Consider the following 17,559-nt stretch of genomic DNA (forward strand, 5'->3'; position numbering starts at 1 on the left):
ATTTAATCAGGTACATGCAGCGCGACTTTAATCCAGCCATCATCGCGCTTATCAAAATGCTCATAAGCCTCTAACACATTACTTATGGCAACTTTTTGCGTTAAGATAGTTAAAGGATCAATGCGTTTATCTTCAATTAATGCCAGTAGTTGGGGAATATAGGCCCTGTGAGGGCAGTTACCCATAACTATGTTTAGATTTTTATTCATTGCTTCGCCAATAGGATAAACCTTAAAATTAGGAGGATAAACGCCAACAATAGAAATAGTGCCACATTTAGCTGCTAGTTGTACCCCTTCTCTAAGCGCATAGCTTGGTGCATTTCCAGGTACCCAGTGCTCAGTTTGGCTTAAAGCATTTGGTGCTAATTGCATTAGTTCTTTTTCAAATTCAGCTTGATATTGCTTAGTCTTTTTAGCGGCAGGCCCATGTTTTGGAGAGCAAGCGTCAATACCTACTGCATCAATTACGACGTCAGCTAAGGTACCATTCGTTAAATCCTCAATCACGGCTACAGGGTCTTCTTTATTAAAATTAATACATTCTGCGCCCTGTAAGCGCGCCATCTCTAAACGTGATGGGATAGAGTCAATCGCAAAAATCCTTGATACGCCTCGTAGCTTACTGCTTGCTATTGCAAATTGGCCAACCGGCCCGCAGCCTAAAACCACGACGATATCACCCTGTTTTGCTCGCGCATTATCTACAGCAAAATAAGCTGTTGGGAAAATGTCGGAAACTAAGATGGCTTGATCATCTGAAATCGCATCTGATAATTTAATTAAGTTATTGTTTGCAAAAGGAACACGTACGTATTCAGCCTGACAACCATGAAAAGGACCTGTTGTTTTAGGCCCGCCATAGAAAGCGGTGCCGGCTGTCGGGCCATTTGGGTTAGCTACATCGCATTGTGAATAACAACCTTTCCGGCACATGACGCAATAACCGCAAGCAATGGTAGAAGGAATAACCACTCGGTCACCTTCTTTTAAATTCCTGACCTCACTACCTATAGCCTCGACAACACCGACTGCTTCATGGCCTAATATTGTTCCTGATTTCATTGGGCCCATTGTCCCCCGGATAAAATGTAAGTCAGTGCCACAAATCGCTGATGTCGTGACCTTGACCAAGGCATCATACTGATCTTCTATTCTCGGTTTTTTTATATCTTCATAGCGAATATCACCAATGTCATGAAATACGAGCGCTTTCATTAAACCTCCTTGGCAGAATTAGGCTACTTGCAATTTAGAGTCCATCTACTAATAGTAGCTCAACAGTTAAGAAAGCGCTTTGCAAATTGGTTTGGTTTTAGACAATAATTTATTGAGATTTCCTCATAAAATTAGACACTTCATTATAAACTGCATCACCGCCATTTATTATATTTCTGAAGGCATTTTCAATTTCTGAACTTTCTGCAGCAGCTTTTGATGAGAAAAAAGTATTAATACTATTTAGTGCATTGGAGCCTGGTCTTCTGCTCTTGCCTATATTATGAAGTTGCTGTATTAGAAAGGCGTTTACTGCGATAGTAAATGCTAAACCAAGTTTAGAATCAATTAAATAAACCGGGGATACTATTAAATTTCCTAGACCAATTATTATGGAAGTTTTAACGAGTTTTTCTTCCAATTTTTTGTTATTATTTTGCATACTTACTCCTTGTTTTAGGCAAACAGCTTTATGAATATATTCTAAGACAGGGAGGTTAGCAATAGTGGGTGGACTTACTAGTCATGGCCGTTAGGCTAAGCAAATAGTTCTCTTAGCACCATAGAAAATAATACGTTTAGAGTACTTACGGTCTCGCAGCTTCCAAAAAGGGACCAGATTTACCTCTGCCTGCCTCTACCTTGGCCCTTGGGTGCTTAGCCTGATGGCCATGGCCTTACTAGTAGGGCAGCCCTTTATTATTTTTTTCTCATGATTTATTGCAAATGTATTGTATTATTAATAATTCATTTACTTTTAGGAAACTTATGCTAAATGGAATTCATCATGTGGCAATCATTTGCTCTGATTATGCCAAGTCTAAAGATTTTTATACCAAGGTTTTAGGCTTAACTATTATGAGAGAAACATTTAGAGAAGCACGGCAATCTTATAAACTCGATTTATGCGTCAACGGCAACTACTTAATTGAGCTTTTCTCATTTCCTAATCCACCTAAAAGGCTATCCAGACCTGAGGGGGCTGGACTTAGGCATTTAGCCTTTGCAGTTAATAATTTAGCTGAAGCTATCAAGCAATTAGCAGAAAAGGGCGTTGTTGCTGAGCCAATCCGTTTAGATGAATTAACCAATAAGTATTTTACCTTTATTGCTGATCCGGATAATTTACCCATAGAATTATATGAAAGATGAGTTAATAATCCGGCTATTGAAGGTGTTTAGTTAGACATTAACTTGATAATTAAAACTATTTCATACTTGGTTTTATTCCTTCTACCAACTCATCAACCATCTCCGTAGTAACCGCTGCATTGTTACTAAAACCAAAGCGCTGCTCATTTAGTAATCTTTTAATAGTATGCGTTTTACTTTCTTGCTTATCTTCTAAACGAGTTTGTAATCCGTTATCTAATACTTGTCGTAAAGAAATTGTTTTATCTTCAATGTCTTTTTTCTGTACGATAACTTGATTTCTAATTTCAGTTAGCGCTTGAATTTTTTTGTCTGTTAAGCCATGCCTGCCTGTTACAGTTTCAATTAATTTAAATAACCAGTTGGTTTGTTGCAGGCGGTCTATCATGGTGTCTAGTTGTTTTATCGCACGTGCTACATTATCTGAACCACTAGGGTTATAGTGGCGTTTTTCTTTTATGCCTTGAGTGAAAGAAGTAACACTATTAATCTGGTTATTAGGCCATGAATTTTTTAAACCATTACTAACAAAATCTTGTCTCGCATCATTTAAATCTTGAGGTTTTTCAGCCTGTATCTCCACGATAAAAAAATCTGGTTTATCGTTACTATTAAGTATATGTTTTTCGGCCTCAGCAAAAGACGGAAAGCTTAGGCCCATATCGCTTGTGGGGTTTTTAGAAAATACTTGATAAATTACAGGTGGTGAATCTTGAGCTTGCCGTTTTAGTTCCTCATACTCTTTTTTAATGCTTTCTATTTGCTTTGCTGCTTGATGTGTTTGTCGCAATAAAAGATCGGGTATTGAGCTATAAGTTTGGTTGATTAAGATATTAGATAACTGCCTTTTAACTATCTCCCCATTCTCTTTATCTCTTAGAGCGTCTTGTATTGCTAAGAGATCATTTTTGCTCAAGCCGCCTAAAAGAACTTGGTTAAAAGTGGGCTCGGTAGCCATCATGGATTGCAAAGGGATTATATATTTCATATGAAAAATTAAAACATTTAGCTGTTCTATAGACTTTTCATTGGCATTTTTTAAGAAATCCATGAGTTGCCCAACAAATTCTTCTGGTGGAAGAAGGGCTGATTTTGGATAAATAAAATCGAGTGCCTCGTTCTGAGAAATACCTGCGGTATGGTGTAAAAAATCAAAAATATTTGGACTGGCTGCCATAATTTCTACTCTTAATCATCTCATTTAATTAAGGTAAACATCTACCTAAAATTATAAACTAACATCATGAATTTAATGTCAGTGTTCAAAAGCATCAGCTTGGCACAGCAAGTCGCTTTCGCAGTAGCGTTTCTAAAGAGATTTAGAGGTTAGAATTATTATAAGATTGAACGTATTTTCTGCTTTAGCTTCTTGCTCAGTGACTCCTGTCTTTTTATCTATCTAACTAATTGATAAATCAATTAAATTTTTCTAATCCAGTCATTTTTTTGTTACAAAATGACGTCTAAGCTGATTAAAATATTACCTAATTTTAGATTAAAATCATACATTTTGCAATAAAAAAGATCAAATATAGGGAATATATTTAGTGATTTGGTAGCTAAGTCCTTCATTGCTTAGTTTTAGGAGCGAATAAATAGTGGCGTATTAAGTAACTGTCTAATTGCTTAAGAACAAGGGCTTAAGCAAATTAGACTTAAAATTTTCTTTAAAGATTAGCAGCTAAAGGTCAACTTGCTCCTATTCAGGTGCATCCGCTCCTGATACCGAGTCACTTCTTCTTGGCATTCTCTAACGCCATATTTAAAGCTTTTTAGATCTAAAACTGTTTCATTAGCGTTATTTACAAGCGTACTATCAACACGCTCATCTTGCAGTAGACGCTTAACACAGCCTAGATGGCCGCGCTCTACAGCATCATGAAGGGCAGTATAGCCAACATTATCCTGCTGATTTGGATTTAGTTTAGGATCAGCAAGAAATAATTCAAGAACTGCCACATCACCAATTGAGGTAGCCATAAATAAGATGGGTTCGGATGTAGCCATCAATGCATTAATATCAATACTTGGCGTATTCAAAAGCATTTTGATGATGGCAAAATTATCCTTATATGCTTGCCCTGTTTTTCCAGCCAATCTTCGTATAGCTTCGGTCAAAGGGGCTGAGCAATAGTGCTTACTATAATTAACGACTTTGATTTCAGGATAAGCGATTAAACACCCACGAATAGCGGGTAAGTCATTGTTACGAATCGCTATAATTAAATAATCGACATTTTCTTTAACAATACCTGGGTTACTTTCCTTAAATCTTTCAAAATAGGCAAGATCACTTTTTCTTTCTTTTTTCTTACAGGCAATCAGCTGTTTTAACTTGTCACTTGTCGCCATGCTAACCACCGAGTCACCTCGATAAGGTCGCTTAAACAAAGTACCAGGGTATTTAATTAATAGTTTAGCGGTATCAGGGTGTTTATATTTAAGGGCTAATTGTAAAGGGGTAATACCGTTTACATCACATGCACCTGGATTAGCACCCCCATAATAAATTAGATTACGAAGATTGGTATTATGGCCATTCCTCGCTGCTGCGTGAATGGCTGTACTGTAATTGTAGGTAGGCTTTGTGACTATTTCGGGATAAGTTTCAATGAGTGCCTGTAAAATCTTTGGATCTTTACGTGCGGCGTAACTCGCACTGTATTCGCTGGGTTTCGCGTTATGTTTAAGCAACGCTTCTACCAAATCCAATCTGTCGGCTAAAATTGCGCAATCTAAGGCATTATCGTACTTTGTCCTAGTTGTACTAGCGCCTGCTTTAACTAAGAGCTCAATCATTTCAACCGATTTGACTAAACACAGTGGCTCCTGCTCAAACCAATTGGATTGATTGATTGCCTCGGGAAACATCTGAATAAGTGACGAGGCTAATGTTAAATTGTTATTCATGACAGCAAAGTGTAACAAATGATAACCTTGGAAGGTTTGCTCATTTAAAGGCCATGAGCTTAGCTCATTTAAAGCGCCATCAGTTACAGCGTTAGCGAGGAATTGATCTAATATGACCAAACGATGACTGATGCTAGGATTGAGAACTATCCTAAGAGATTGCAGTTGCTTGTCGAGTTGCTCTGTAGAATTACCCTTAATATGCTGTTGCCATTGATGAATCATAAATTCAGCTTGCATGATTTCTTGATTGGTATCTGATGTAAAATGATTTTTTAATAATTGCTCTATTAATTCTAGTTTTCCCTCAGGCAGTAATTTTTGGATAATTAAACGCATTAACAGGTGAGGTAGAGTAGGATTATCGGCATAGCGTGATAAGAATTCTTCTAAATAAAATTGTTCAAAGAATGCTATCGTATCTGCATATAATTCATCAGCAATTGCTTCAGGTAAAACCAAACGATATTTTACTTTTAAAGCAATGAGCAGGCTTGCTAGACTACAATTGCCAACTGTTTGAAATTTTCCATCAACCGTACTATCAAATATTAAACCTAGAATATTATGTAAATCGCGCTGAATGTAGGTTTTATTTGATTCTTGGGAAGTCTCGTTATAGAGCTTAGCAATTATTTCTTTAGTTAAATTTTGCGCTTTAGACATCTTATAATGTTCAGTAGTTGCATCCGTACTACAACCGCCACCATTATTCCGATAAAAATTATCCTGTTGAATGATGAGATCTATTGCATGCTCAGGCCAGCCGGTAACTATTTCAGCACCTAGATTTGTGCTGTCAGCAAGTATAGATGACAACAAACTGTCCTTAGAAGGCCTCGCCTGTCCATAATAATCCCCCCAGGGTATCGATAAAAAGTAAAAGCGCATTGCTTTTATTGTCATGTTTCTTACGTGCTTTATGGAATCTAAATAGTCTGGGTATTTTCCATTTTGCTCACAATGTTTAGCATAAGCATTTAGTAAATGTACTATAAAAGGCGCGGTATTTGAGAAAGTGTTCCCCGTTAGCTTGATGAGCTGGTTATTGATTGGTACCGAGCCACTTAAGGAAAATAAATGGCCAAACAGGCTACAATCTGTAGTTAGACCAGAACTCACTTTCGCTTGAAGGTATTTTTCTTCCCAAGCCAACATGGTGTCATCAAAGCAATTTAGATCAAACCTTGTTTCGCCAACATAATCTAAAGCTTGTAATTGCTCACTATTATTTTCTTTAGTTAGGTTTTTAATGTGACGAATAACTTCGCTTAAATCAAAGTTAGGGTTGAGTTGTTTAATATTGGCGTATAGTTCATCTCGTTCAGAAGAAGATTCATAGACAGCGATAATGGCTAGGCAGTATTCGACATCTATATCAATAGTTGCTTCAAGCAACGCTTTAACTAGCAATCTCAAGGTATACTCAGATACGTTATTTTGTAGAAAGTCATTAAAGCAATCAGATATGATTTTTTTGAGGAGCTCACGGTTTTCTGGTTGATTTTTACATAGCTCTAGGAGTTCTTTAAATTGAGATGTAACGTGATACGCTGAGCTTTTAAGTAAATCACTTAATATGATTTTACCGTTTGCGTTTTTTTCAAAAAATAAGGCTGGCTGAGCTTTAAGAATTTCTAGTAGCAATGCCATATTTGTATAGCTTGACCTGCCTGCCTCATTTTCATAGAGGAGATCAATGATGGATTTATCGTCATTATTTTTATGTAAAATATCAATACCCTTGCTTATAAGTAGAGTAGCAATAGTCTCACATGAGAATTCATAATGAATAATGGCAAGTTGCAAATAGTTATTGCCATCGTTGTCTAGCGTATTGACTTCAAATTGTTCGTGATTGATTAACTGGCTGATTAATTCCATGTCTCTATATTTTGGATTAGAGAGGATATAAGCTAGCGCTGTTTGTCCATTAGTATTTTTAATATTGGGATTGGTTTTAATATTGTTAATTACATCATAAAGATATTTTTTACGAGAATATAAATTCTCCCAGATCATATGCAGCAATATAGAATTATGCCTGGAGGTTTTCTGATTCGGGTTAAATTTTTGGTGTTCTATTAAACTTTTAAATGCATCTTCTGCCCAGTAACTTAGCGATTGATAAATAAATTCAAAAAATGTTTGGTCTGCTTTCAATATCTGTTGGGGATTGAAGTCTTTATGGGCAAACAAGAGATTAAGCGTTTTGTCTAAGAAAAATGACTCATGCTCTAAATAATAGCTTAGAAAGCTATTACCCTGCTTATCAAGCACATTAACATCTGCCCCAGCTTGTAGTAGTACTTCAATATAATTGGAAAAAGCAAAATAATCTTTTGCATGATTTGACTTAGCCAATACATGCAAAACTGTATCGCCATCCTCAGTTAAATCAGTCACTGCAAAATTTTTTTCATGGAGTCTAATTAAAATTTCAGATGGTTGCTCTACCTGATTAAGTAGATCTAGCAGCTCTTCACTTCTCATCTTTCTCTCAATTTATTTTGAAGGCGGCCAGTCTAACAAGCAAAAATTAACGGATTATTAAGATTTATGGTCAATGTTTTTTCTAAAAGTAAGTTTTTTAATCAAGTTGAAATCAATACGGAATTAAAGTATTAATTTTATCAAGCTGTAATCTGAAAGCTGATAGTTAAATTTTGCTTAAATGATGAATTTAAGTTATTTATTTTTGGCTAGTGATAAAATTTTAGTAGTCTAATCTATAGTTTATAACCTGTATTATTTGCCTCATGCTCAGAGAGTGATAATCCAAATTCAATATTTACCTCACCTTTTAAGCCACATGCTGGCATCTTGTTGGGAATATCTGCAGCAGGGTAAAAAGGTGCTTCGCTATTCCAAGGATCAACAACTACTGCAGTATTAGAAAAATTTTCAATCTCGCTTAAAAACTTGCTCATTGTGCATTTTGATTGGGGGTTAATGTCAGCGCCAGCTATACCATTAATGAGTGTATAGCTGTGGCCACCAATCGTATTGCTAATATCAATACGGTGCAAACTTTGCAAAGAGGAAGGGGAGCTGTTGCTAAATTGTTCTCTAAAATGAGTATAAAGATAGACGAAAGCAGCATTGCTTTGCTCAGTGCAATTTCCTAAAACTTTACGACTCTTTGGAGAATTCATATGTCTATACCACATAGTCATATTAAAGCCAGTACCTTTACGATACGCTTCCTGATCAAATGCAGCTAAACTCTTATCAAATAAACTTAATTTTTCACGTTGATTTTTAAGCGCCCCAAAAGTAGCCCTTAACTCTTTGTTATTTAGTTTATCGCGTATTGCCGCTAGCTCACTAAAATTTTTACTGTGAGCAGAAGTCATACTTGCTCTAACATGCTCAACAGCTTGCTTTGCTAAAAGAAGATTATTTAATAACTCTTTAGCGTCATTCAAATTAGTCTGACAATCTGATGTATGCGCGGTGGTAAACCTATTATCATTTAGCAAGGATTGGTAAAGGTATAGCTTTTTTACGGCCTGATTATCAGTACTACTTACCAGCTTTTGAATCTGACTTAACACTAAATCTATTTCATCTTTAAATTTATTAACCATGACTGAACAGTTAGAATTTAAAATTTTAAATTATTGTTTAATTATAGAACATATAAAATGATTTACAGAGTTTTTAAATGGTGAAAATTTTTTAATTAAAAATTAATCACTTAGATACATTATATTAGATTGAGTGGTCACTTTTTGTATTATAATCCACTTAACTATCTAATAGCTCAATGACCCTTTTAGCAAAAGCTGGCGCAATTTTTATACCGCCACCACTTAAACCTGTGGCATAAAATAATCCTTTGATAGAGGACTTATGCATCAAGCCTTGCTCATCTGCAGTATAGGCATCATAGCTTCTTTTAATCGTATAAGGTTTATTAATTATCCACGGAAAATGCTTGCATAAAAGCTTGTGCAAGGAAGAAGCTTCTGATTCGTCTAAGTGTTTATTATGTTTCTCTGTTAGTGATTCCTTGTCTCTATTTATATACCCAGCTAAGAGGTGACCTGTCTTCTGAGGGAATAAATACCAACCTTCAAAATGATTAATGTAAGCATGGTCAATATATTGGCTTGCCTTAAGGTATAAATGATATTGAAAGGATTTGATGCTAATTAAGCTATTTAAATCGAGAAGGGGTGAGAAAGCAGCGCTATAGAATCCTGTAGCAACGATGATAGTTTGAGCTTCTATTACACCTTGGGGCGTTTCAACGCCATTAACTTTTCCTCCACTGTATAATAGGTTTAATGCAGGACAGTGTTCATACACAATTGCCTTGTTTTTTAAAGCAGCTTTTACCCAGTTCTTGCAAGTTAAAGTGGTATTAATGTATCCAGCGTTATATTCATAAATTAAGCTAGCATCAGTGCTAGCCCTTACCTCAATAGGATAATTTTCATCCATTAAATTTCCTATATTAGACTGTATTAAAGCAAGCATGTGATTAGGTATGGTGTAGGTGAGTCCTGTTTGCATAAAATCACAGGATTCACCTACTTCTTTTGTGAAATTCAAATAGTAATCAAAGCTTTCAGCAGACAGCTGGCTAAGATAAGGGTCTAAATTTAATTTCCTTATAAAGCCTCCGGACTCTCCCGATGTGCCGCTGGCAACTTCATCGCGTTCCAGCAGAATAATTTTATTTACAGAATTTTTTGCAAGTTCATAAAAAAGCGCACAACCTATAATACCGCCTCCAATGATAATCACATCAGCAGTGTTCATCTAGGGCTCCTGCCAATACCAGGAGCAAACAATCAGTACCTCTTGAGAATTGTTAACTAATTGATGCTTTTTGTAAGAATCAAAATAAAATATATTTTGCCGTACTAAATGATAAAAGCTACCTTCATAAATTAAAATGCCGCTGCCTTGTAATACCATCCAGCACTCTTTTTCAATATGAAAATCCAAAGGCGTTTTTCCACCAGGTTGTAAGTGAAAAAAAGTGGCTGCAAAAGGGACGTGTTTAGTGAAATCGATAGGATAGACTTTAAGTTCATTACTAATCTTTTCGACTTTTTTTAAACTTACTTTTGGATTAAGCGCATATGACATGTTTATTTTCCTCAAAAAAATTATTTTCTGAATTAACCTCAAAAACACAATTTTCAGACGATAAATCGTAGATTTCTTTTTCACATATACTGTTAATAATCGTTGCACTTCGCCACGCCATCAAACAGAAATTAGGATCTGCAAGGCCATGTGTATGTCGGGATGCATTTTGTACGTAAATCCGGTTTGTTTTAGGCCCATCCCATTGGATAGAGAAATCCTGATTAACTATAAAGTGATTATTTTGTAACGGAATGCTCTCTGCAAGCGATTGCAGATAGGTAGGATACTCCCATTGAAAGCCTGTACATAAAATAATAATATCAGCTGCAAGTATCTGAGAGGATGAGGACTTAAGCTCCTGAATAGTTAAGTTGTAAGTACCGCCATTTTGCGTAATTTTTTGCAGCTCATGATTAAAGATTAGCTTATAAAAGCGGCCTTTATTTTCTAAAAACTCTAACATATACAGTTTGCGATAAATCGAATTTAAAAGATTTAAAGAGATGCCATCACTCACAAACCTGTGTTTATCTAGAAAAGCAATTTTTTGCTCCTCTGTTAGATGAAAAAAATAATTATTAAACGAAGGCGTGAATAAATCATTTGTAAACGTTGAATCATCAAGTGGGGCAAACAGATTACGTCTTGTTACCCAAGTTAACTCTAAGGGTAAATTTGAAGTTTGAGCTAAAATATTATCGATAATCTCAGCGCCACTTTGCCCGCCTCCGACGACTACAACTTTTTTTCCTTGCAGGTTACCTTTATATTGCAAGAAATCCTTATTATGAAAAACATAGGCACCTAAGAAGTTTTTTGCTGCCTTAGGAATATAAGCGGATAAGCCACTTCCTAGCACTAAATGTTTTGATTGAATTTCGCTTTGTGACGTTCGTATAGTAAACAGGGCATTTTTAAACTGAATATCTTCAACCTTTTCCTTAAATTTTAAATTAGAAAGAGAGCGGCTAACCCAATTCAAATAATGATTAAACTCAAGTCTAAAAACATTATTAAACTGAGCATTCATAAATCGATACAGACGTTTATGTTTAGCTAAATAAGAAATAAAGGAATAGGGGTTAGTTGGGTCTACTAACGTTACTAAATCTTTTAAATAACTCACTTGAATTTCAGCATCTTGAATTAACATGCCTGGGTGCCAGGTAAACGATTCGTTTTGATCACAAAAATAACTTTTTAATGATTTTATTGGGGATAAAAGGGCGGCTATGCTTAAGTTAAAAGGGCCTATACCTACACCTAATAAATCTACGACCGGCGTGTGTTTTCCTTTAGTCATATTAACTCCTTTAATGAATGATTGAATCTTCGCTAGGAACTGTTTGGTTAATAGGGAGTGTTTTATTAATAGGTAGCGTGGGCTTAGTGAATAATAGGTGAATAGAGGGTTGGTTTGGAAACCCCAATGCTTGCCAAAGACCGTGTCCAAGCTTTGGCATAAAAGGTGATATAAAAAGAGAAAAAGCTTGTAGCCACCAAAAATAAGAAGACATGTCTTGAGTTAATTGATTGGCAAGCTTTAACCAAACATTGATGGCTTTCACTGCTTGATGAGGAAAGAAATGATTTGGTTGTAACACTTGATTATTGATAGTTAAAAGCTTAAATAATTGCTGTTGCAAATCTAAACTACAAGTCTTAGGCTGCGCGTCTGATAACTTTGCTAGCATTGCAAGAATTGTTTGGTTTTGCCAACTGAGCGTGTGATTATAAAAATTTAAAAAATCATGGGAAGAAAAATTACCCGTACCAGTATGAGTATCAATAGATGCTAAATAAAGCCTAATAATATCACTTGAAAGTTGCCGGTGGTTAATAACGTCATTCACCCAAATGGCATGACGACGGCTGGTAGAAAATTTTGAGCCATTTAAGTTAAAAAAATAATTTATTAAATAATAATCAAAAGGTTTATATTTTTTAAAATAGGAGCTAATGCCTACAGTACTGCTGATAAACGGTATAAAATTATCATGACCAAAGCTTGCAATTGTAATGGTGGAGGAGTCAATGGCGAACGCATTTTGATTGCTGCCATCCATTTGTCCTACTAGTTCGCCTAACATTAAAACATAAGCAAATATAAAACCATAGCTAAAAAATGTGCTGCTCTCATTACACTTTAATCCCCACGCCGCTTGCGTAGTCAAACGAAACAAATGATTCTGCTGCTGTAAAAATTGATAATAAAGCGTTTCAAGCTTTGCATTAATGCCTTTATCTTTTAAAGCTAAGGTTGATGGTAAACGAAGAAATAGATTGTCCATTCGCTGTATCATGTCTTGGTTATTCGATTTAATGATTTCTTCAGGTCGATAATGAGCACCACAGGCTTCACAGAAATAGCTTTCAGTTTTTTCTCGACATAATGGGCAAAAACCATTTAACCAACAACCTGTTTTAAAGCGTTGATTAAGATCATCCCAGAACATATTTTCTTTTATTGTTTGGCATGCCTTTTTATTTTTTAATTCCTTAAAGATTATCTCATGCCAGCATCGATAATTTTGTAGCCAAAAGAAATGACTGGGTTGTATAAAATGCTCAAATTCAATATCCATTGATTTTAAATCAGCAGCGATTAAGGGATGATAAAAATTGCAAATGTATTCTGGTGTCTTTTGCTTTCTAGCCGCTTGCAGCATAACATATGATTCAAAATCATCAGTTCCAGTGAGTATTCTCGCTTGATGGCCAGATAAACGTAAATGTCGCGCTAGGATATCAGCACTTAAATAAGGGCCACCAATATGGCCAAGATGTAATCTGCCATTTGGGGTGGGAAAAGCAGGTATTAATAAATATTTTTTTTGATTTAACATCGTCTATATCCCTTTAAACTCTGTCTATTTGTTTTTATTTTTAGCCAACATGTTGCAATAAATTATCTGACAGTTGGTGAGGTATTAAATTTTTATATTTTTGTAATTCATCACTTATAATTTGAATAGAAGATTGCCAAGCTCTATTGGAAATTTCTAGTGCTTTTATTTTGTCTCTAGTAATGACAGCGTCCACCAAATCCTGACAGTCATTAATATGCTCAAGAATGGTTTCTCTATTTGCATTATGGCGGCTTAGGCACAAAAAATGATAACGCGCAGCATTTTCATAAAGGATGGTTTTCATCTTAAGTAGCCATGGCGATTGACATGCTTTAATTAAGGTAGAACTAAATTCTTCTTCCATAGCATGCCAAGCATACGAATCGAGTGGAGCATTAGCTTTCATAAATTTTGAATATCGATACCAGCACGCGATAACGTCTGCCTCCCAATGCTCATCGCCATGTTCAATGGCTAACTCTAAAGCGATATTTTCAATACGCATTCTATTGGTATAAATATCATATAACTCCTCTAGAGAAAGCGCTGGCACACAAAACCCACATTGTTCCTCAAAATTAACCAATCCACTGGTAGCCAGACGTGATAATGCCTCACGCAGAGGGCTAAACCCAACACCGTATCTCTTTTTTAAATTCGCTAACTGTAATTTAGAGTTTGGTGCAAAATAACCACTAAGAATATCTTCCCGTAATTTTTGTGCGACCTGAGAAGATTTAGTTAATTTCCTTGGCCCATCTAACATCATTTAGCTCTAAAAAAGTAAGTAAGAATAACTATATATTATTTTCGAAAATTTTAAAATAATCGAAAATACAATTTTAACCAGATGAAGTTGTCAATAAAATGTGGCCTTGTTGCGTGGATAGAAAAGTGATCAAAACGACCTTGCAGATACTGTCTTTAAAATCAAGCTAAACTTTCATTAAAAGGCTAGTTATTTCTAAGGACAGTATCTAGGTTTACTGTCATCTCCGCGTATGCGGAGATCCATGCCTGATATTAGCATCATGCCATTATCAAGCTAGATTCCTGTCTACACGGGAATGACAATATTCGGCGTTATTCATATTGCGAGATCTAGCAAGTAGTAAGTAGCCTGGGTGAAACAAAGTGAAACCCGGGTTTAGGCCCTATAGGCCTGCACCTAAGCTACGTTTACTTAGTGTGACATAAATCATAACCGAATTATCGCGGCGTGACCGCGGTATTCAGTGAAGTGGCACTGAGGTATATTTGGTTAGTACCTTTTGTAAGAAAAAGTAACGCAACTATATTTCTCAAAACTGCTTTCCCAAGCCGGAAACTTACCAGGCAATACCTGAATATAAGAGGGTGACTATGAAAAAATTGAAAGGTAAACTTGATCGAGAAGAAAAAGAGCTTTTGGAGCCCATTGAGCAAGGTGAATGGAAAACTGTAGATAATTTAGAAGAAGAAATAGCTAAGCCAAAAAGTCTGCTGAGAATTATATACGTAAGGATGAGCGTATAACACTACGTATCTCAAGTGGCGATCTAGCGCTACTTAAACAGAAAGCAGCCTATAAGGGCCTTCCTTATCAAACCTTCATAGCTTCAGTTTTACATGAATATGCGGCGGGGCACTTCGTAGAAGCTGACCTTACCAGAGTACAAGAAAGCGATTAACTTAAGCTCTAACCTTCTCTTAAACAAGCAAGCTTAGAGATTAAATAAAAATTAAGTTATCAATTTTTTCCCTTAGGCCAAAAGTAGGCCTCTTTCCAATTTAGAAGTACATTGTTTCCAAATTACTTTATTCCAAAAATTAAACAAACATATTAAATTATACGCAGAATAATTAAAACATGTTTTGGTATAAATTTATTTAGGAGTGAAGAAATAATGAAATCAAATAATAATGGTAAAGTTGTGATTAAAGTTGATGAGAGTGATATTATTGATGGTTCTTATCAGATTCCTGCTGGCGAAACGTCCATTGGTAATCTCGCATTTGCTGAATGTAGAAACTTACAAAAAATAAAATTTCCTGCTGGAGTAACGAACGGTAAGGATAATAGTTTCTTTCATGCTAATAAGCAGCATGCATCAAAGGCAGAAAAAGAAGAGATAGAAAAGCTGGTAATAAGGTACTAGCATTTCACGCCGTTAAAGAAGAGGCCAACATTGCCTCTTCTGCCGCTCTGTTTGATTAGGCTAAAATAAAGGAGAGTACATTAGTTTAAATCAAGTCATTTGGTAAATGCCAGCCTGCTCAATAATTTAAATGATCAATTGTAAAAAATTAGCTGCTTTTAATCTCTACCTAGCTAACCGTTATGCCATCATTTAATGCCTGCGTATAGTAAAAATTTAAAAGTAGACGGATATTTTTATTATCTAACATAGCAGATGGAGAGATTGCATAGATCATAATAGGGGGCGAGCTATACTCTGGCAAAACAGGAATTAACTTACCCTCTAATATTTCTTGCTGTACCGAAAATAAAGGTGCCCAAATAATACCTAACGAGTCAATAGCAGCTTGTTTTAGCACGGTTGCATTATTGCTGATAAAATTACCTTCCACCTGAACTTTTGTATTATGAAATAGCCAATTATTATCTAAGCCATATAACGTGTTGACAAGACAATTATGGTTAGATAAATCAGTCGGGCTTTTGGGGCAGCCATGTTGTTTAATATAAGCAGGTGAGGCAAAAAGTTGTCGTTGAATAGAAAAAAAATCTTTATAGATTAACTTAGGATGCTTGACAGTTTGGAATGAAAAAGCAATATCAAATTGATAATTGTATATGGCTATTGATTCTGACCCAACCACAATGTTAATTCTAATTTGTGGGTATTTCTTCATGAATTCGATACTTAAATGAGTCAGATAGGGCACTAGGGGCGTTACAGTAAAGTAAACTTGAATTGTTCCTCGTGGTTCAGTGTCGCTATGCTGATGGATAGACTTAATTTCTTGTAATTCATCAAAAAGCCGCATGGTTTTTTTGTAAAGCATTTGACCTTGTTCTGTTAAAACTAGCCGAGTCGTTGAGCGAATAAATAATTTTACTTTTAAATCTTCTTCAAGCCAGGTAATTTGCTTACTGATTTTCGAGGCAGAAATATATAATTTGCGCGCACCTGCTGAAAAGCTGCCACAGTCCACGGTAGCGATAAAACTTTTTAAGCAAGATAATAAATTCATAGTATTTAGAATACTAAAAAGTTAATTAATCTTAATTATAGAATTAATTTAAACCAATTATAAAATGAGTCATGTTAACTTCGTCATTTTGATTTGGTTGTTGAGACTGGCCTAAAGTTAAAAAATTGCCAATAAAATCATTAACCTCACTATAACTCTTGCCAATTTAGAAATTTATTGTTTCCAAACTTCTATATTCCAAAAATTATACAAATTTATTAAATTATACACAGAATAATTAAAACATGTTTTGAGATAAATTTTTTTATAAGGTTAGTGTAAACCTAATTAGGAGTGAAGAAATAATGAGATTAAGTGATGACGGTAAAACTCTGCTTAAAGTGGATGAGAGTGATATTATTGCGGGTTCTTGTCAGATTCCGGCTGGAGTAACGACTATTGAAAGCTGTGCATTTGCAGAGTGTGCCAACTTACAAACGATAACGATTTCTGAGGGAGTAACGACTATTGGCCGTGGAGCATTTGCTAAGTGCAGCAATTTACAAAAAATAGCACTTCCGGACGGAATTAGGTCCATTGGAACCTTCGCATTTATGGAATGTAGCAGCTTAGAAACAATAATACTTCCTGCTGGAATGACAACCATTGACTCTATGATGTTTTGCAGCTGTAGCAGCTTGCAAAGGGTAACACTTCCTGCAGAGGTAACGACAATTGGAATAGGAGCATTTGCAGGATGTCGCAGCTTAGAAACAATAACCCTTCCTGCTGGATTAAAGACCATTGATACCGCGGCGTTTAGGAACTGTACCAACTTACAATCGTTAATGATTCCTGCTGGAGTTGAGAGTATTGACGATAGTGCATTTGAAGGTTGTAAAAAATTAACCTGGATTACCATTGATAGTGATGATCCTAAATTAGGGCAAATAGTTGCCTTATTACCTAAAGGGTTAATAAACAAGATTATCTTAAAAAATTCATATACTGAAGTTATCTGGCCTCAGGACCTGCAACTAGCTAGCACTCACTCTAGCCCGCCAAGCGATAAAAATTATAGTTTCTTTCAGGTTGATAGACAGTATGCATCTGGGGCAATGGTAGAAAATGAAGAAAAACAAGAGATAGAAAAGCCGGTAATAAAATACTAGCATTCCACGCCGCGA

General features: G+C 35.6%; 15 protein-coding genes. 4 read left to right on the forward strand and 11 right to left on the reverse strand.

Annotated features, from left to right (window positions below; translation table 11 throughout):
* Positions 1-2 precede the first annotated feature (2 nt).
* Positions 3-1,217 (reverse strand): zinc-dependent alcohol dehydrogenase, encoded by a 1,215-nt coding sequence (locus DYE47_RS02080; RefSeq protein WP_115301679.1) that lies wholly within the window; start codon positions 1,215-1,217, stop codon positions 3-5.
* A gap of 109 nt (positions 1,218-1,326) precedes the next feature.
* The gene (locus DYE47_RS02085; RefSeq protein ID WP_115301680.1) at positions 1,327-1,659 is read right to left on the reverse strand and encodes a hypothetical protein; all 333 of its coding nucleotides are present in this window, start codon (positions 1,657-1,659) and stop codon (positions 1,327-1,329) included.
* 326 nt (positions 1,660-1,985) lie between these two features.
* On the opposite strand from DYE47_RS02085, the gene gloA2 reads away from it, so the two are divergent.
* Complete coding sequence (gloA2, locus tag DYE47_RS02090) at positions 1,986-2,369, forward strand: SMU1112c/YaeR family gloxylase I-like metalloprotein (RefSeq protein WP_115301681.1); 384 nt, start codon at positions 1,986-1,988, stop codon at positions 2,367-2,369.
* Between the two features lie 55 nt (positions 2,370-2,424).
* Here the strand turns inward: gloA2 and DYE47_RS02095 are convergent, their stop codons facing one another.
* From DYE47_RS02095 to DYE47_RS02130, 8 genes are all read right to left on the reverse strand, one after another.
* On the reverse strand, positions 2,425-3,546 hold the full coding sequence (locus tag DYE47_RS02095; RefSeq protein WP_115301682.1) for a hypothetical protein: 1,122 nt from the start codon (positions 3,544-3,546) through the stop codon (positions 2,425-2,427).
* Between the two features lie 497 nt (positions 3,547-4,043).
* Positions 4,044-7,772, reverse strand: a complete 3,729-nt coding sequence (locus tag DYE47_RS02100; protein WP_115301683.1) for an ankyrin repeat domain-containing protein — start codon at positions 7,770-7,772, stop codon at positions 4,044-4,046.
* Between the two features lie 236 nt (positions 7,773-8,008).
* Positions 8,009-8,869, reverse strand: coding sequence for a hypothetical protein (locus tag DYE47_RS02105; protein ID WP_115301684.1), 861 nt, complete (start codon positions 8,867-8,869; stop codon positions 8,009-8,011).
* Between the two features lie 160 nt (positions 8,870-9,029).
* On the reverse strand, positions 9,030-10,049 hold the full coding sequence (locus DYE47_RS02110; RefSeq protein ID WP_115301685.1) for an NAD(P)/FAD-dependent oxidoreductase: 1,020 nt from the start codon (positions 10,047-10,049) through the stop codon (positions 9,030-9,032).
* Positions 10,050-10,382, reverse strand: a complete 333-nt coding sequence (locus tag DYE47_RS02115; RefSeq protein WP_115301686.1) for a cupin domain-containing protein — start codon at positions 10,380-10,382, stop codon at positions 10,050-10,052.
* Complete coding sequence (locus DYE47_RS02120) at positions 10,366-11,688, reverse strand: lysine N(6)-hydroxylase/L-ornithine N(5)-oxygenase family protein (protein ID WP_115301687.1); 1,323 nt, start codon at positions 11,686-11,688, stop codon at positions 10,366-10,368. Before DYE47_RS02120 ends, DYE47_RS02115 begins: the two co-directional genes overlap by 17 nt.
* Before the next feature lie 10 nt (positions 11,689-11,698).
* Positions 11,699-13,231: a methionine--tRNA ligase gene (locus DYE47_RS02125; protein ID WP_115301688.1), complete on the reverse strand. Its 1,533-nt coding sequence runs from the start codon at positions 13,229-13,231 to the stop codon at positions 11,699-11,701.
* A gap of 40 nt (positions 13,232-13,271) precedes the next feature.
* On the reverse strand, positions 13,272-14,003 hold the full coding sequence (locus tag DYE47_RS02130; RefSeq protein ID WP_242604241.1) for a GntR family transcriptional regulator: 732 nt from the start codon (positions 14,001-14,003) through the stop codon (positions 13,272-13,274).
* Positions 14,004-14,596: 593 nt separating this feature from the next.
* On the opposite strand from DYE47_RS02130, the gene DYE47_RS16245 reads away from it, so the two are divergent.
* Both DYE47_RS16245 and DYE47_RS02135 read left to right on the forward strand, forming a co-directional pair.
* A complete protein-coding gene (locus DYE47_RS16245) occupies positions 14,597-14,749 on the forward strand; it encodes a hypothetical protein (protein WP_160149819.1) in 153 nt (50 codons plus the stop codon).
* A 371-nt stretch (positions 14,750-15,120) separates the two neighbouring features.
* On the forward strand, positions 15,121-15,372 hold the full coding sequence (locus DYE47_RS02135; protein ID WP_115301690.1) for a leucine-rich repeat protein: 252 nt from the start codon (positions 15,121-15,123) through the stop codon (positions 15,370-15,372).
* A 169-nt stretch (positions 15,373-15,541) separates the two neighbouring features.
* On the opposite strand, the gene DYE47_RS02140 is transcribed toward DYE47_RS02135, so the two are convergent.
* Positions 15,542-16,432, reverse strand: a complete 891-nt coding sequence (locus DYE47_RS02140) for a LysR family transcriptional regulator (protein WP_115301691.1) — start codon at positions 16,430-16,432, stop codon at positions 15,542-15,544.
* A 305-nt stretch (positions 16,433-16,737) separates the two neighbouring features.
* On the opposite strand from DYE47_RS02140, the gene DYE47_RS02145 reads away from it, so the two are divergent.
* Positions 16,738-17,544 (forward strand): leucine-rich repeat domain-containing protein, encoded by an 807-nt coding sequence (locus DYE47_RS02145; protein WP_115301692.1) that lies wholly within the window; start codon positions 16,738-16,740, stop codon positions 17,542-17,544.
* The last annotated feature ends 15 nt before the right edge of the window (positions 17,545-17,559 follow it).

It is taken from the genome of Legionella beliardensis (assembly GCF_900452395.1).
Taxonomy (GTDB): Bacteria; Pseudomonadota; Gammaproteobacteria; order Legionellales; family Legionellaceae; genus Legionella_C; species Legionella_C beliardensis.

Coding starts and splice junctions, on each gene's coding strand:
- DYE47_RS02080 (WP_115301679.1), bottom strand. CDS start 1,217: ATGAAAGCGCTCGTATTTCATGACATTGGTGATATTCGCTATGAAGAT.
- DYE47_RS02085 (WP_115301680.1), bottom strand. CDS start 1,659: ATGCAAAATAATAACAAAAAATTGGAAGAAAAACTCGTTAAAACTTCC.
- gloA2 (WP_115301681.1), top strand. CDS start 1,986: ATGCTAAATGGAATTCATCATGTGGCAATCATTTGCTCTGATTATGCC.
- DYE47_RS02095 (WP_115301682.1), bottom strand. CDS start 3,546: ATGGCAGCCAGTCCAAATATTTTTGATTTTTTACACCATACCGCAGGT.
- DYE47_RS02100 (WP_115301683.1), bottom strand. CDS start 7,772: ATGAGAAGTGAAGAGCTGCTAGATCTACTTAATCAGGTAGAGCAACCA.
- DYE47_RS02105 (WP_115301684.1), bottom strand. CDS start 8,869: ATGGTTAATAAATTTAAAGATGAAATAGATTTAGTGTTAAGTCAGATT.
- DYE47_RS02110 (WP_115301685.1), bottom strand. CDS start 10,049: ATGAACACTGCTGATGTGATTATCATTGGAGGCGGTATTATAGGTTGT.
- DYE47_RS02115 (WP_115301686.1), bottom strand. CDS start 10,382: ATGTCATATGCGCTTAATCCAAAAGTAAGTTTAAAAAAAGTCGAAAAG.
- DYE47_RS02120 (WP_115301687.1), bottom strand. CDS start 11,688: ATGACTAAAGGAAAACACACGCCGGTCGTAGATTTATTAGGTGTAGGT.
- DYE47_RS02125 (WP_115301688.1), bottom strand. CDS start 13,231: ATGTTAAATCAAAAAAAATATTTATTAATACCTGCTTTTCCCACCCCA.
- DYE47_RS02130 (WP_242604241.1), bottom strand. CDS start 14,003: ATGATGTTAGATGGGCCAAGGAAATTAACTAAATCTTCTCAGGTCGCA.
- DYE47_RS16245 (WP_160149819.1), top strand. CDS start 14,597: ATGAAAAAATTGAAAGGTAAACTTGATCGAGAAGAAAAAGAGCTTTTG.
- DYE47_RS02135 (WP_115301690.1), top strand. CDS start 15,121: ATGAAATCAAATAATAATGGTAAAGTTGTGATTAAAGTTGATGAGAGT.
- DYE47_RS02140 (WP_115301691.1), bottom strand. CDS start 16,432: ATGAATTTATTATCTTGCTTAAAAAGTTTTATCGCTACCGTGGACTGT.
- DYE47_RS02145 (WP_115301692.1), top strand. CDS start 16,738: ATGAGATTAAGTGATGACGGTAAAACTCTGCTTAAAGTGGATGAGAGT.